Source organism: Kitasatospora sp. NPDC091207 (genome assembly GCF_044768625.1).
In the GTDB taxonomy this organism is placed as follows: domain Bacteria; phylum Actinomycetota; class Actinomycetes; order Streptomycetales; family Streptomycetaceae; genus Kitasatospora.
The window spans coordinates 87,284-102,036 of sequence record NZ_JBIVVS010000011.1; the positions used below are offsets into that span (position 1 = coordinate 87,284).

A 14,753-nucleotide genomic window follows, 5' to 3' on the forward strand; every position below is an offset into this window, starting at 1 on the left:
TCCTAGGGAGGCGAAGTGAACGGCGGGGCAACGGGCGTGGCCGCCACGGGGTCGGGCGGCCGGGTCAGCGGCCGCGGGCCACCGTGAAGTCGGGCAGGGCCAGCAGGAACTCCCGCGCCTCGGCGGCCTCCCCGGACGGCTCGACGAGGTCCGGAGCCGCCGCCAGTACCGCCGTGATCTCCCGCTCGGCGGCGTCCACCAGCCCGGCCGCCGCCTGCCGGGCACTCTCCACGCAGTCGTACGCCGTCATCCGGTCGAGCAGCCAGCCCACCTCCTGCGCCGCGTCGGGCCCGCGCTGCGCCCGGGTGCGGCTGAGGTACTCCACGACGCGGGTGCGTTCGGCCGGGGCGCAGCGTTCCAGCAGGTGGATCAGCAGCAGGGTGCGCTTGCCCTCCCAGAGGTCCCCGGCGATCTCCTTGCCGTACTCCGCCTCGGTACCGACGATGTTGAGCACGTCGTCCTGGATCTGGAACGCCGCACCCAGGTACCAGCCGAACCGGTCCAGCCGGGCGGCGTCGGCGCTCGCGCCCTCGGCCACCAGCAGGCCGCTGCGGCACGGGTAGAGGAAGGTGTACCAGGACGTCTTCTTGAGGCACATCCGGTAGTAGTCGGCGGGCACCAGGTCGCAGGTGTTGTCGCGGATCCAGGCGATCTCCAGGGCCTGCCCCTCCAACGACTGGCGGTACATCAGCTCGGTCTCCTCGAACAGCCGCCAGGCCAGTTCGCCGCCCAGCTCGCGCCGGTTGGCCATGAGCCGCCGGAGGCCGAGCAGGTTGGTCGCGTTCCCGACGTTCAGCGCGACCTCGACGCCGTGCTCGGCGGAGAGCGTCGGCGCGCCCCGGCGCAGCTCGCTGCCGTCCTGGATGTCGTCGTGGATCAGGAAGCCGTTGTGGAACAGCTCGACCGTGACGGCGGGGTTCAGCGCCCGCTCGGGGTCACCGCCGAACGCGGCGCAGGTGGCCAGGCAGAGCGCGGCCCGCAGCCCCTTGCACGGCCGGGCCGGGTAGTCGGCCGCCAGCTCGTACAGGTACGGCGGGCTCTGTTCGGGGATGTGGCGCAGCAGCTCCGCGACCGTGCGCTCGCGGTGCCGGGTCAGGAGCCGCTCGACCAGGGGGGTGGGGTCGGCGAGCGGCCTGGCGGCGGCCGTCACCCGTGCCGGCCTTCCGCCTCGCCGGGGTGCTCGGCCGGGCTCTGCCGGGGCCCGAAGGTGCCCTCCATCGACCGGTTGGCGAACGCGGGCGCCAGCGAGCTGAGGTTGAGCAGCAGGTCGAGGACGTCGTGCGCGTTGGTGGCGAGCCGCTGGGTCTGCTCGGCCGCGTCGCCGGTGGTGCTGCCGAGCAGTCGGGTGCTGACGGCGTCGATCAACTGATGGGTGTTCTCCGACACCCGGCGCACCAGTTGGTCGAACTCCTCCTGGTCGACGCGGTGTTCACCGGTCAGCCGGTCGCCGGCCGCCTTGGCGTCCGCCAGCCCGAGGGACAGCTCGCGCTCCAGCACCGCGGCCGCCTCCATGACCGCCCGCGAGCCCTGCTCGCCCAACTCGCTGAACCGACCGGCGTCGGGCATGGCTGACCTCCTGGTTCGCGCCCCGGGCGGGCCGGGGCAGGCCGGGCCGGCGGCCGGGCAGAGCGCCGCCGTGATCGCTGATGGTACACGTTCATGTGCGGAGCGTGTCGCTCGTTCCCGGGGTGCGCGCTACCTGGTCCGCATGCCTCGGGTCGCGCCTCTCTTCATGGGGGGCGCCGTGCCGATCGGCCCGGCGCGGGCCGCCGGTCGGGCGCCCCGCCGTCCGGTCGGGACCGGCGAGTCGTCCCGCTGGCCACGGGAGGTCACTGATAGTAGTTGCGTGGTTGCGGCGCGATCGGCTTCCGGGTCTCGTCCCCGGCGGAGCGGTCGGCCGGCCGAATCGACAGGTGCGCGCCGCTGCCGCAGTGCTGCTCGCCGCGGTGCCCGGGTGCTGGACAAGGAGCGGTCATGGGTGGCAGACAGCGCCCGCCGAGAGGGCGGAGCCCTCGGCCGGGCAAGGGTGCCGGGCCGGCGCGGCCACGGGTGGACGCCCGGGTGGAGATCGCCCGGCTGGAGGGCTATCTGGCCTGGGAGGCCGAGGTGGCGGCGGCCGAGCGGGACGCGCAGGCCTTCGCGGGCCGGTTCCCCTGGCTGTCGCCCGGCGAACGGGAGGACCTCGAACGGGCCTACGCGGCGGACCGGTTGCGCTATGCCGAGGACGTCGTCGACCGGGCGGTGGAGCGGTGCCGCCAGTTGGCGGCCCGCTACCGCAGCGAGTGCCGGCGGATCTGCGCGCGCTGGGCGGCCCTCTGTGTCTCGGTGGCGCTCGCCGCCGCCCTGCTCGCGGCGGTGCCGGCCGCGCTGCGGGCCTGATCCGACCGCCCCGGCCGCGCGCCCGGGCCTGATCCGACCGCGCTCCCGGGCCGTCCGGGGTGCCCGGACCCTGCGCCCGCCCGGGGTGAGCGCACGGGACGGGCCCGCCACGCGCTGGACGGCGTGGCGGGCCCGGTCGTACGGGGTGCCGGAGGTCAGTGGTGGCCGTGGCCGCTGGTGATCTCCTCGTGCTCCTCGGCGGTCGGCTTGGCGATCTGGCTGCCCCGGCCGAAGAAGCCGCGCGAGAACTTCGCCCGGGTGCGGGTGAGCAGGCCGGCCCGGCGGGCCACCCCGTTCTCGTCCACCTCGGTCGGCAGTTCCATCGGCTGCGGCTGCTCGTGCGAGGTGAGCGTGTACAGCCGGCCCTGCGGGAGCGGCGCGTGCACCTCGATGAACTCGCCGTGCTGCAGCCGCTTGATGACGCCGGTCTCGCGGCCGTGCAGCACCTTCTCCTTGTCGCGCCGCTGGAGGCCCAGGCACCACCGCTTGGTGATCACGAAGACCACCACCGGGACGACGAAGAAGCCGATCCGCACCGCGTTGGTGATGGCGTTGATCGACAGGTGGAAGTGGGTGGCGATCAGGTCGTTGCCGCCACCGATCAGCAGGATCACGTAGAGGCTGATCCAGGCGGCGCCGAAGCCCGTCCGCACGGGCGCGTTGCGCGGGCGGTCCGCGATGTGGTGCTCGCGTCTGTCACCGGTGACCCAGGCCTCCAGGAACGGGTAGGACCAGATGGCGACCAGGACCATGGGGAAGATCATCAGTGGCACGAAGACACCCATGTTGAGGGTGTGGCCCCAGAGGCCGATCTCCCAGCCGGGCATGATTCGGATCAGGCCCTCGGAGAAGCCCATGTACCAGTCCGGCTGGGCGTCGGTGGAGACCTGGTCCGGCCGGTACGGGCCGTAGGCCCAGATCGGGTTGACGGTGGCGATCGCCGCCATCGCGCTGATGATGCCGAACACCAGGAAGAAGAAGCCGCCCGCCTTGGCCATGTAGACCGGCATCAGCGGCATGCCGACGACGTTCTCCTCCTTCCGGCCGGGCCCGGAGAACTGGGTGTGCTTGTGGTAGAAGACCAGGATCAGGTGGGCCACCAGCAGGCCCAGCATGATCCCCGGGATCAGCAGGATGTGCACGGTGAACAGCCGGGGCACGATCACGAAGCCCGGGAACTGGCCGCCGAAGATGAAGAACTGCAGGTACGTGCCGACCAGCGGGACGGCCAGCACCGCGCCCTCCATGAACCGGATGCCGGTGCCGGAGAGCAGGTCGTCGGGCAGCGAGTAGCCCATGAAGCCGTCGAACATGCCGAGGAACAGCAGCAGCGCGCCGAAGATCCAGTTGATCTCGCGCGGCTTGCGGAACGCGCCGGTGAAGAAGACGCGCATCATGTGCACCAGCATCGCGGCGACGAACACGATCGCCGCCCAGTGGTGGATCTGCCGGATCAGCAGGCCGCCCCGGATGTCGAAGCTGATGTCGACCGTCGACGCGTACGCCTCGGACATCAGGATGCCCCGGAGCGGGATGTACGAGCCCTCGTAGGTCACCTCGGCCATCGACGGCTGGAAGAAGAAGGTCAGCCAGACGCCGGTCAGGATGATGATGACGAAGGTGTACAGGCAGATCTCGCCCAGCATGAAGGACCAGTGGTCCGGGAAGATCTTGCGCAGGTTGGACTTGGACAGGGCGTAGATGCCCAGCCGGCCGTCGGCCCAGTCGGCGAGGGCCTCGGCCTTGTTCGCGGGTGCCGAGCGTGTGCTGGTGACCGGTCCCGGGCGCGACTGCTGGTCGGCTCTCACGACGGGCTCCCCGGCGTCCGCTGCGTACCGTCCGGGGAGCCCGCCTGCGGAGCTGCCGGCCGGCGGAGTGATGTGATCATGGGACCTCTCGATACGGGGCCGCCGGGGTCGCCGGCGCGCGGATCCGCCGACCCGCTGGCCCCGTTGCTCAAAGTGATGGAGCGCTTACTCTGTCATGCTGTCGGCAGGGGGCCGACTGTGCACGTCCATCGGCCCGGACGGCCGCTCGTGTCGGCGCGTCCGGGGGTGACCGGGCCGCTGACCGGCCGTCGGAGGGCCGGGAATGGTGCGCTCGGGTGCTGTTGCCGGGGCGGTGAACCGTTTCGGCGCGCGCCGTACGTGGGGAGGGCGCGGTCCCCGGCCTACGCTGCGCCAATGGTGGATCACCGGGAACTCTTCGAGGACGTGACAGCGGCCCTGGCCCGTGCCGGGTTCGACACCGAGCGGGGCCCCTCGGGCCTGCGGATCGGCCACCGGCCCCAGGGTGTGGTGGTCGGCTGGTCACCGGGCGCGGACCAGGACGCCGGCCGGGACGCGGAGCCCGGCGCGGCCGAGGGCACGGACCGGGGGGAGGGTGCCGGGTCCCCGCCGGCCGAGGGCATCCGTTCGGCGATGACCGGAGCGGTCGCCGTGGTGCTCCGGGAGTCCGGCTACCGGGTGGCCGAGGCCGGGGCCGGCGAGCTGCTGGTGACGGCCGGGCCGGGGGCGGGGGAGGAGGCGGCGCGGCCGGACGGCCCGCCGGGGGCGGCCGCCGTTCCGGAGCAGTGGTGGGGCTGAGGGCTGAGGGCTGACCGCCGCCGCGTCGCGGACCCCGCCGTCGCGCACCTTCTCATCGCCGCCTTTCTCGCCGCCGCCTCTCTCATCGCCGCCTTTCTCGTCGCGGACCTTCTCGCTGCGGACCTCGCCGTCGCGGACCTCGCCGTCCGGGCGGCGAGGTCCGCGTGCTGACCGCCGTGCGTGACCTGCCGACCGGACGTCCGGAGCCGGCCGAGGGGGGCCCGGCCCGGCCGGCGGGGGACGGCCGGGGATAGGGGGCCTCTCCGGGGCGCCCGGCCCGGCCGTCGCCAAGGGGTCGGCGGGCCGGTGACAGCACCCCGTGCGCGCTCGCGGCGCCTTCCACCGCCTGTCCGGCACCGCGCCCGGGCGGTTCCGGGCCCGGTCGCCGCTCCCGGTTGCCGCCGACTGGGCGTCAGATCCGCAGTCTTCCGCCCCTGTTGATCTAACTCTTGAACACACAGGGCACTTTGCTCTGTTCTTGTCAAGAGTGCAGCGGTCAAGGGGTGGACGAGTGGCTGGCTGGGTTCTCTGGCCACTTCTGAGGTTCGCACCAGGTGAAAGCCATCAGGCCGTAGTCATTTGTCCGTTCTGTCATGTCCTGCCAGATTGATACTCGGAGGTTCCTCCAAGCGTCAATGACGAGTTGGCGTTCATGAAGATAACGAACAGATCTGATTCGTGAGGGCTTGGATTTACTTATTGACGTCATATGCCGAAGCCGGATTAACTCCTCCCACCCCGCCGCAGCGCTGCGGCACCGTCACGGAGGCACTCCCCACATGAACGCAACTGTGCGTCGCGTCGTCATTGGCACCGCCGCGGTCTCGATGGCCCTTTCGCTGGCCGCCTGCGGCAAGGCCGGCAGTGACAAGAAGGACAGCGCGAGCTCCGGGGACAGCAAGTCCATCGGCCTGCTGCTCCCGGAGAACGCCTCCTCCACCCGCTACGAGTCCTTCGACCGGCCGTTCATCGAGGCCAAGGTCACCGCGCTCTGCCCGGACTGCAAGGTGCAGTACAGCAACGCCGAGGGCAGCGCCGCCAAGCAGAAGCAGCAGTTCGACACCCTGATCGCCCAGGGCGTGAAGGTGATCATCCTGGACGCCTTCGACGCCAAGTCCACCCAGTCCTGGGTGAAGGAGGCGGCGGACAAGGGCGTCAAGGTCATCGCCTACGACCGGCTCGCCACCGGCCCGGTCTCGGCCTACGTCTCCTTCGACAACGAGAAGGTCGGCGAGTTGCAGGGCCAGGCGCTGCTGGACGCGCTCGGCGCCAAGGCCGCCGACGCCAACATCGTCATGATCAACGGCGACGAGGCCGACCCGAACGCGGCCAAGTTCAAGTCCGGCGCGCACAAGGTGCTCGACGGCAAGGTCAAGAAGGTGGTCTACGAGCAGTCCGGCGAGTGGAAGCCCACCGTCGCCGGCCAGAAGACCGGTGCCGCCATCACCCAGCTGGGCAAGGACGGCTTCCAGGCCGTCTACTCCGCCAACGACGGCATGGCGGGCGCCATCATCACCCAGCTGAAGGCCGCGGGCGTCTCCGTGCCGGTCGGCGGCCAGGACGCCGGTCTCGACGCCGTCCAGCGGATCGTCGCCGGTGACCAGGCGTACACCATCTACAAGGCCTACAAGCCGCTCGCCGACAGCGCCGCCGAGCTCGCCGTGAACCTCCTGCAGGGCAAGGACCTCAAGGCCGCGGCGCCGACCACGGTGGACAGCGACACCGACAAGGGCATCCCGGCCAAGCTGCTGGAGCCCAAGGTCGTCACCAAGACCAACATCAACGACACCGTCATCGCCGACGGCCTCTACAAGGCCGCCGACATCTGCACCGCGGACTTCGCCGCCGCCTGCACCGCCGCCGGCGTCAAGTAGCGCGCCCGCCGGGCACGACGGCCACGGCGCTCCCCGACCCACCCGGGGAGCGCCGGCCCTCCTGCCCGCGCCGGAACCCCACCCCACCCCACGCACTACCCCGCAGGAGATGGTTCACGTGACAGGCGCACCCGTACTGGCGCTGCGCGCGGTCTCCAAGCGCTTCGGCGCTGTCCAGGCGCTCACCGATGTCGACCTCGACGTCCATGCCGGCGAAGTCGTCGCGCTGGTCGGCGACAACGGCGCCGGCAAGTCCACCCTGGTGAAGACGATCGCAGGAGTTCACCCGATCGACGAGGGTGAAATCACCTGGGAGGGGCGCGCGGTGCGCGTCACCCGCCCCCAGGACGCCCAGGCACTCGGCGTCGCCACCGTCTACCAGGACCTCGCGCTCTGCGACAACCTCGACGTCGTCGCCAACCTCTTCCTGGGCCGCGAGCTGCGCCGCTTCGGCACGCTGGACGAGGTCGCCATGGAACGGCGCGCCAAGGAGCTGCTGGACACCCTCTCGATCCGGATCCCCAGCGTGCGGATCCCGATCGCCGCCCTCTCCGGGGGCCAGCGCCAGGTCGTGGCGATCGCCCGCGCCCTGGTCGGCGACCCGAAGGTCGTGATCCTCGACGAGCCGACCGCGGCGCTCGGCGTCGAGCAGACCGCCCAGGTCCTCGACCTGGTCGAGCGGCTGCGCCGGCGCGGCCTCGGCGTGATCCTGATCAGCCACAACATGGCGGACGTCCGGGCGGTGGCCGACACCGTGGCCGTCCTGCGCCTGGGCCGCAACAACGGGGTCTTCCCGGTCGCCGGCACCTCGCCCGAGGAGATCATCTCCGCCATCACCGGCGCCACCGACAACGCCGTCACCCGGCGCCAGGCACGTATCGCGGAGGAAGCGAAGTGAGCACCAGCCAGACCACCCCCACCAACGCCCCGGCACCGGCGGTGGACCCGCGCCTGCTGGTCCGCCAGGGCGGCGTCGCCGGCTACCTGGAGGAGTTCCGCCGCAGGATCAAGAGCGGCGACCTCGGCTCGCTGCCCGTCGTCATCGGCCTGGTCCTCATCGCCGTCATCTTCCAGAGCGTCACCGGCCACTTCCTCCAGGCCGACAACCTGACCAACATCACCAAGTGGATCGCCGGACCGGGCCTGATCGCGGTCGGTGTGGTCTTCGTCCTGCTGCTCGGCGAGATCGACCTCTCGCTGGGCTCCATCGCGGGCGTCTGCTCGGCCATCACCTCCGTCCTGGCGGTGCGCCAGGGGCTCAACGAGGGGCTGGCGATCCTGCTCGCCATCGCCGCCGCGGTGGCCATGGGCGCGCTGCACGGCTTCTTCTTCGCCAGGATCGGCGTGCCGGCCTTCGTCGTCACCCTGGCCGGCATGCTCGCCTGGAGCGGTCTGCAGGACTACGTGCTCGGCAAGCTCGGCACCGTCAACAACATCAACGACGGGGTCGTCGCCAACCTGGACAACTACTTCCTCGGCGACGGCGACATCGCCTTCGCCTGGCTGGCCGCCGTCCTCGCGATCGTCCTGTTCCTCGGTGGCCAGCTCCTGGACGCCCGCCGCCGCACCGCCGCCGGCCTGCCCGCCCGCACCACCGGCGAGATAGCGCTGCGCACCGGCGCCCTCGCGGTGCTCGCCCTGGCCGGTGCCTACACCCTCAACCAGGACAGCGGCCTGCCGCTGCCGCTGGTGATCCTGCTGGGCGTCGTCGTGCTGACCGACTTCGTGCTGCGCCGCACCTCCTACGGCCGGCAGATCTTCGCGGTCGGCGGTGGCATCGAGGCCGCCCGCCGGGCGGGCATCAACGTCGCCCGGGTCCGGATCTCGGTCTTCATGATCTCGGCCGGCCTGGCCGGTCTCGGCGGTCTGTTCATCGCCTCCCAGCAGGGCTCGGCGGACAAGACGCTGGGCGGCGGCAACGTGCTGATGAGCGCCATCGCGGCCGCCGTCATCGGCGGCACCAGCCTCTTCGGCGGACGCGGCAAGACCTGGTCGGCCCTGCTCGGCATCCTGGTCATCCAGTCCATCACCACGGGCCTGGACATGGTGCACGCCGCCCAGGCGATCCAGTACATGATCACCGGCGCCGTGCTGCTGGCCGCCGTCGTCCTGGACTCGGTCTCCCGCCGCACCCAGCGGTCCTCGGGCCGCGGCTGACCGCCACCCCCCTGGCCCCGGAACCGGCCCGGTACCCACCCCCACGGGTACCGGGCCTTCGGCGTGTCCGGGGTGGTCCGCGGGACGTTCGTCCCTCCCGTCCGGGGCAGGCCGCCACGCACCCTGGAGGGGAAGCGCCGGCCCGTGGAGGCCGGCGTCACGCATCGAGCGAGGGAACGCGGCTTCCATGTCCGACGAGCTGATCGCGCACCGGATGGTGGACGCCTTCTTCACCCACTGCCACCGCTGTGACGACCCGCACGACCCCGACTACCACCCCCGCGCGCACTGGCGGCTCTACCTCGACCTCGACCTGGAGACCGTCCGGCGGATCCGGCACTGGGCGCTGGACCCCGGGAACCCCACCGGAACCGTCGCCGAGCGCGCCGTCCTGCTGCACTGGCTGGACACCCAGGAGGCGTGACCCGGCCCACCGGGGCGCCAGCGGGTCCTCTTGCGGCGGGCGAGCGTCCGGTGGAAGCCTTTCCTCCCGGCGGCCGCGACGGCCGCAGCGTTCGTCACGACCCCAGCGTTCGCCATGACCGCAGCGTTCGTGGCGGCCGCCACGGCGACGGTCGCGCGGGGCGGGGTAACGGGACAAGGAGTCGCATGACGGTCCACGAATCGGTGGTCGACGCGATCGGCGGGACACCGCTGTTCCGGCTGGCCCGGCTCGGTGCCGGCCTCGCCGCCCCCGTCTACGCCAAGGCGGAGTTCCTGAACATCGGCGGGAGCGTGAAGGACCGGGCCGCGCTGTCCATGGTGCTGGCGGCCGAGCGGGACGGCCTGCTGCGCCCCGGCGGGACGATCATCGAGGCGACCTCCGGCAACACCGGGATCGGCCTCACCATCGTCGGGCGACAGCGCGGCTACCGGGTGATCGCCTGCGTCTCCGACCGGTCCGCCGCGGAGAAGTCGGACATCCTGCGGGCCTACGGCGCGGAGGTGGTGCTCGCCCCGACCGCGGTGCCCGCGGAGGACCCGGACCACCTGTTCAACGTGGTGCGGCGGCTCGCCGAGGAGATCCCCGGCGCCTGGCTGGCCAACCAGTACGACAATCCTGCCAACCCCGACGCGCATGTGCGGACCACCGGGCCCGAGGTCTGGGAGCAGACCGGGGGCCGGGTGACCCACTTCGTGGCGGGGGTCGGGACCGGCGGCACGATCAGCGGCACCGGCGCCTTCCTCAAGAAGGCCTCCGGCGGCGGCGTCACGGTGATCGGCGCGGACCCGGAGTCCTCCAGCTACGCCGGGGGCGACGGCAGCCCGTACTTCGTTGAGAGCATCGGCCACTTCCTCCACCCGGACACGGCCGAGGACCGCTGGCCGGAGTCCTACCACCGTGAGGCCGTCGACCGGTTCGAGCGGATCCCGGACCGGGAGTCGCTGCTGACCGCCCGGCGGCTGGCCCGGGAGGAGGGACTGCTGGCCGGCCCGTCCTCGGGCACGGCGGTGGCGGCCGCGCTCCGGGTGGCGCGCCGGCTCGGGCCGGAGGACCTCGTGGTGGTGCTGCTGCCGGACTCCGGCCGGTCCTACCTCTCCAAGCTGTACAGCGACGACTGGCTGCGTCGGTGGGGGTTCCTGGAGGAGCCGCGCGGCGCCGAGGACACCGAACCCACCGTCCGGGCCGTGCTCGACGCCGCGGGATTCCACGCCGGGGCAGTGGCCGGTGTCGGTACCGGGCCCGGTGCGGGTCGGCCCGGCGGGCCGGTCACGGTGGCCTCGGACGCCTCGCTGGCCGAGGCCCTGGCCGTGCTGCGCGCGGTGCCCGGCGGCATCGCGCCCGTCGTGCTGGCCCGCCCGGCCCGGCCGTACGGCATCAGCGCCACGGAGGTGCTCGGCTCCCTCTCCGCGGCCGCCGTCGAGCGTGCGGTCGCCGAGGGCCGGGCCGCCCCGGACGGCCCGGTCACCTCGGTGCTGGGCCCCGCGCTGCCGACGGTCGGGGTCGGTCAGCCGCTCTCGGAGGCCCGGGAGGCGCTCGGGCCCGGCCAGGACGCCGCACTGGTGCTGGCCGACGGCCGGGCCGTCGCCCTGGTGCACCGGAGTGCCCTCGGGTCCTGGGCCGGATCGGTGGGCCGGGGGGCGTGAAGCGGGCCGGCGGGGCGTGAACCGGGCCGGCGGTGGCCGGCTTGCGCACCGGCCGGGCCCGTCCGGTGCTCAGTCGATGCCGCCCCGGCGGATCACCTCGGCGTACCAGTGGGCGCTGGCCTTCGGGGTGCGGGCGAGCGTGTCGTAGTCCACGTGGACGGCGCCGAAGCGCTTGGCGTACCCGTAGGCCCACTCGAAGTTGTCGAGCAGCGACCAGAGGTAGTAGCCGCGGACGTCGGCACCGGCCTCGATCGCGTGGTGGACGGCGGCGAGGTGGGCGCTGAGGTAGGCGATCCGCTCGGGATCGTCGACGCTGCCGTCGGGGCCGACCACGTCCTCGAAGGCGGCGCCGTTCTCGGTGACGAGCAGCGGCAGCCCGTGCTCCCGGTGCAGTGAGGTCAGCAGATCGGTGAGGCCCGTCGGATCGATCGGCCACCCCATGGCGGTGAGTTCGCCGGGCGCGCGGTGGAAGGCGACGCCGTCGGCGCCCGGCCAGGGGGAGTGCCGGCTCTCGCCGTGACCGTCGTGGCGGGTCGCCCCCTCGGTGTCCCGGGTGGCGGACACGACCGTGGGTGTGTAGTAGTTCAGCCCGAGCAGGTCGATCGGGCGGGAGATCTCGGCGAGGTCGCCGTCGCGCACCAGGGCCTCCCAGTCGACCAGGTGGGCGGTGTCGGCGAGCAGGTCCGCCGGGTAGGCGCCGGTGAACAGCGGGCCGGTGAAGATCCGGTTGCCCACCGCGTCGATCCGGCGGGCCGCCGCCAGGTCGTCGGGGTGGCCGCTGAGGGAGCGGACGGCGTGCAGGTTGAGGGAGACGGCGATCTCGGCGGCGGACGGGAGCGCGGCACGCAGGGCGCCGACGGCGAGACCGTGGGCGAGGTTGAGGTGATGGGCGGCCCGGAGCGCGTCGGCGGGGTCGGTGCGGCCGGGCGCGTGCACACCGGAGCCGTAGCCCAGGAAGGCGCTGCACCAGGGCTCGTTGAGGGTGACCCAGGTGTCGATCCGGTCGCCCAGGGCCCGCGCCGCGAGTGAGGCGTACTCGGCGAAGCGTTCGGCGTTGTCGCGCGCGGGCCAGCCGCCGGCGTCCTCCAGGTGCTGCGGGAGGTCCCAGTGGTAGAGCGTGGCGACCGGCCGGATGCCGTGTTCCCGGAGCTCGTCGGCCAGGGCGCGGTAGAAGTCCAGGCCGCTTTCGAGGGCGGGGCCGCGGCCGGTGGGCTGGACGCGGGGCCAGGAGAGCGAGAACCGGTAGGAGGTGAGGCCGAGCCGGGCCATCAGCCGGACGTCCTCGCGGAACCGGTGGAAGTGGTCGACCGCCAGATCGCCGGTCTGGCCGCCGGCGGTCCGGCCGGGCGTGTGGCTGAAGGTGTCCCAGATCGACGCCGTCCGGCCGCCCTCGCGGACGGCGCCCTCGACCTGGTAGGCGGCGGTGGCGGCGCCCCAGCGGAAGGCGGGCGGGAAGGCGTGGGCGGGCGAGGGGGATTCGGCGGTGGCGCGGGCGGTCGGTGCCGTTGCGGACGCGGTGCGGGCGGTAGTCGCGGTGCGGGCGGCGGAGGGGGTGCGGGCGGCGGAGGGGCTGGTCGCGGTGCGGGCGGGCGGCACGGTGGAGGTCATGGCGTGATGCTCCCGGGAGGTGGGGGTGGGGTGGGCGGGGCGGCTCAACTCTTGACGGCGCCGGCGGTGATGCCCCCGACGATGTGCCGGCCCAGGACGGCGAAGAGCAGCAACAGCGGCAGCGTGCCGATCAGGGCGCCGGTCATGATGACGGCCTGGTTGACCTCGTAGGCGCTGCCGCCGCCGATGGCGGACAGGGCGACCTGGACGGTCGGGTTCCGCTGGGTCAGCACCACGAACGGCCAGAAGAAGTCGTTCCAGGACTGCACGAAGACGAGCATCCCCAGGACCGCCATCGCGGGCCGGGCCACTGGCAGCACGACGTGCCAGACGATCCGCAGGCTGTGGGCGCCGTCCACCCGGGCCGCCTCGATCAGCTCCACCGGCAGCGCCTCGGCGAGGTACTGCCGCATGAAGAACACCCCGAAGGCGGCCACCAGGGACGGCAGCACGACGGCCTTCAACTGGTTGCCCCAGCCCAGCTCGGTGATGATCCGGTACAGCGGGATGACACTGAGCTGCGGGGGAATGGTCATGGTGGCGACGACGAGGGTCAGCAACGCGCCCCGGCCGCGGAACGCCAGCTTGGCGAAGGCGAAGCCGGCCAGGGTGGAGAACGCGACGGTGCTCAGCGCGACGCAGCCCGCCACGACCGTGGAGTTGAGCAGCGCCCGGCCGAGGTCGGCCTGCTCCCAGGCGGTGGCGATGTTGGACCACAGCGATCCGCCGGGCAGGAGCGGCGGCGGTGCCTGGGCCACCCGCTCCCCCGTGGAGGAGGCGGCGACGAAGGTCCAGTACAGCGGGAACAGCGAGAGCACGGCGGCGGCGATCAGCACCGCGTAGGTCAGCGGCCCGGCCTTGTCCTGCTCCCCGGCGCCGGGGAGCAGCCGGCGCCGGGCGGCCCGGAACGCCCCGGCGAGGCTGCTGGACGGCTGCCCGGCAGGAGGGGACGGCTGCCCGGCAGAACGGGACGGCCGCGCCGCCGGCGTGGGGTCGAGGGTGACGGTCATGTCAGCTCCCCTGCTTGGCACGGTTGCGGCGGGCGATCAGCAGTTGTACGGCGCCGATCAGCAACAGGATCAGCAGCATCGTCCAGGCGACCGCGGCCGCCCGGCCCAACTGGCGGCTCGGCCAGCCGAGTTCGTACATGTAGAGACCGAGCGTCTGGAACTGGTGGGCCGAGCCGCCGCTGACCCCGACGCCGCCGCCGAACAGCAGCGGCTCGCCGAAGAGTTGAGTGGCCCCGATGGTCGAGACGATCACGGTGAACAGGATGGTGGGGCGGATCGACGGCACGGTGATCCGGGTGAACTGCTGGCGGCGGGAGGCGCCGTCCAGGTTGGCGGCCTCGTAGAGGTCCTTCGGGACGGCCTGCATCGCGGCCAGGTAGATCAGCGTGTTGTAGCCCGTCCAGCGCCAGGTGACGATGGTGGAGACGGCGATCTGCGCGGGCCAGGTGTCGGCGTACCAGTCCGTCCGGCCGACGCCCACCAGGGAGAGCAGCCAGTTCACCAACCCGTAGTCGGGGTTGAACAGTTGGACGAACACCAGGGTCGCCGCCGCGATCGAGGTGGCGTACGGCGCCAGGACCGCCACCCGCAGGAAGCCCCGGCCGCGCAGGCGGTAGTTGAGCAGATGCGCCAGACCGAGCGCCATCAGCAGCTGCGGCACGGTGGAGAGCACCCCGATGGTGAAGGTGTTGAGCAGGGCGGTGCGGAACTGCTCCGTTCCCCAGAGCCGGGTGTAGTTGCCCAGCCCGCGCCACTCCATCACGCCCGGGTCGAGCAGGTCGACCCGGTGCAGGGAGAGCCAGCCGGTCCACAGCAGGGGGAACAGGCCGAAGGCCGCGAAGCAGAGGAAGAAGGGCGCGATGTACGCGTAGGGGGAGGCCTTGAGGTCGAGGTGGTGCAGGCGTGAGCGCCAGGCCGGGCGGGGCGGTGCGGCGTCGCGGCGGCCCGCGGGTGCCGGCGGGGGCGGGCCGCTGTCGGTCGCGGGCCGGTGGGTGGTGGCCACGGGGAGTCCTTCCGGGAGTGACTGACCGGGCCGGTCCGGACCCTCGACG

The 14,753-nt window shown here is 72.7% G+C and carries 13 protein-coding genes; 7 read left to right on the forward strand and 6 right to left on the reverse strand.

Translation table 11 applies throughout. From position 1 onward, the window contains the following. Positions 1–64: 64 nt before the first annotated feature. Entirely contained in the window at positions 65–1,150 is a 1,086-nt protein-coding gene (locus ACIQTO_RS19935; protein ID WP_402389482.1) for a polyprenyl synthetase family protein, read from the reverse strand. Then, complete coding sequence (locus ACIQTO_RS19940; RefSeq protein ID WP_402389485.1) at positions 1,147–1,566, reverse strand: hypothetical protein; 420 nt, start codon at positions 1,564–1,566, stop codon at positions 1,147–1,149. Before ACIQTO_RS19940 ends, ACIQTO_RS19935 begins: the two co-directional genes overlap by 4 nt. Before the next feature lie 408 nt (positions 1,567–1,974). On the opposite strand from ACIQTO_RS19940, the gene ACIQTO_RS19945 reads away from it, so the two are divergent. Then, entirely contained in the window at positions 1,975–2,379 is a 405-nt protein-coding gene (locus ACIQTO_RS19945; protein ID WP_402389488.1) for a hypothetical protein, read from the forward strand. Between the two features lie 155 nt (positions 2,380–2,534). Here ACIQTO_RS19945 and ACIQTO_RS19950 read toward each other — a convergent pair whose 3' ends face one another. Further along, positions 2,535–4,187, reverse strand: a complete 1,653-nt coding sequence (locus tag ACIQTO_RS19950) for a cytochrome bc complex cytochrome b subunit (protein ID WP_402389489.1) — start codon at positions 4,185–4,187, stop codon at positions 2,535–2,537. Between the two features lie 375 nt (positions 4,188–4,562). Here ACIQTO_RS19950 and ACIQTO_RS19955 point away from each other — a divergent pair, with 375 nt between their 5' ends. From ACIQTO_RS19955 to ACIQTO_RS19980, 6 genes are all read left to right on the forward strand, one after another. Next, positions 4,563–4,964 (forward strand): hypothetical protein, encoded by a 402-nt coding sequence (locus ACIQTO_RS19955; RefSeq protein WP_402389491.1) that lies wholly within the window; start codon positions 4,563–4,565, stop codon positions 4,962–4,964. A gap of 779 nt (positions 4,965–5,743) precedes the next feature. Continuing rightward, a complete protein-coding gene (locus ACIQTO_RS19960; protein ID WP_402389494.1) occupies positions 5,744–6,838 on the forward strand; it encodes a sugar ABC transporter substrate-binding protein in 1,095 nt (364 codons plus the stop codon). Positions 6,839–6,947: 109 nt separating this feature from the next. Beyond that, entirely contained in the window at positions 6,948–7,736 is a 789-nt protein-coding gene (locus tag ACIQTO_RS19965; protein WP_402389496.1) for an ATP-binding cassette domain-containing protein, read from the forward strand. Beyond that, the gene (locus ACIQTO_RS19970; protein ID WP_402389499.1) at positions 7,733–8,995 is read left to right on the forward strand and encodes a sugar ABC transporter permease; all 1,263 of its coding nucleotides are present in this window, start codon (positions 7,733–7,735) and stop codon (positions 8,993–8,995) included. Before ACIQTO_RS19965 ends, ACIQTO_RS19970 begins: the two co-directional genes overlap by 4 nt. 187 nt (positions 8,996–9,182) lie before the next feature. Next, the gene (locus ACIQTO_RS19975; protein WP_402389501.1) at positions 9,183–9,419 is read left to right on the forward strand and encodes a hypothetical protein; all 237 of its coding nucleotides are present in this window, start codon (positions 9,183–9,185) and stop codon (positions 9,417–9,419) included. Between the two features lie 185 nt (positions 9,420–9,604). Continuing rightward, positions 9,605–11,083 (forward strand): pyridoxal-phosphate dependent enzyme, encoded by a 1,479-nt coding sequence (locus tag ACIQTO_RS19980; RefSeq protein ID WP_402389504.1) that lies wholly within the window; start codon positions 9,605–9,607, stop codon positions 11,081–11,083. Positions 11,084–11,152: 69 nt separating this feature from the next. On the opposite strand, the gene ACIQTO_RS19985 is transcribed toward ACIQTO_RS19980, so the two are convergent. From ACIQTO_RS19985 to ACIQTO_RS19995, 3 genes are read right to left on the reverse strand one after another with little or no spacing between them, the layout of a single operon-like run. Then, positions 11,153–12,691 (reverse strand): GH1 family beta-glucosidase, encoded by a 1,539-nt coding sequence (locus ACIQTO_RS19985; protein ID WP_402389507.1) that lies wholly within the window; start codon positions 12,689–12,691, stop codon positions 11,153–11,155. Between the two features lie 44 nt (positions 12,692–12,735). Further along, complete coding sequence (locus ACIQTO_RS19990) at positions 12,736–13,701, reverse strand: carbohydrate ABC transporter permease (protein WP_402389510.1); 966 nt, start codon at positions 13,699–13,701, stop codon at positions 12,736–12,738. Position 13,702: 1 nt separating this feature from the next. Continuing rightward, the gene (locus ACIQTO_RS19995; protein WP_402389512.1) at positions 13,703–14,704 is read right to left on the reverse strand and encodes a carbohydrate ABC transporter permease; all 1,002 of its coding nucleotides are present in this window, start codon (positions 14,702–14,704) and stop codon (positions 13,703–13,705) included. Positions 14,705–14,753: the final 49 nt, after the last annotated feature.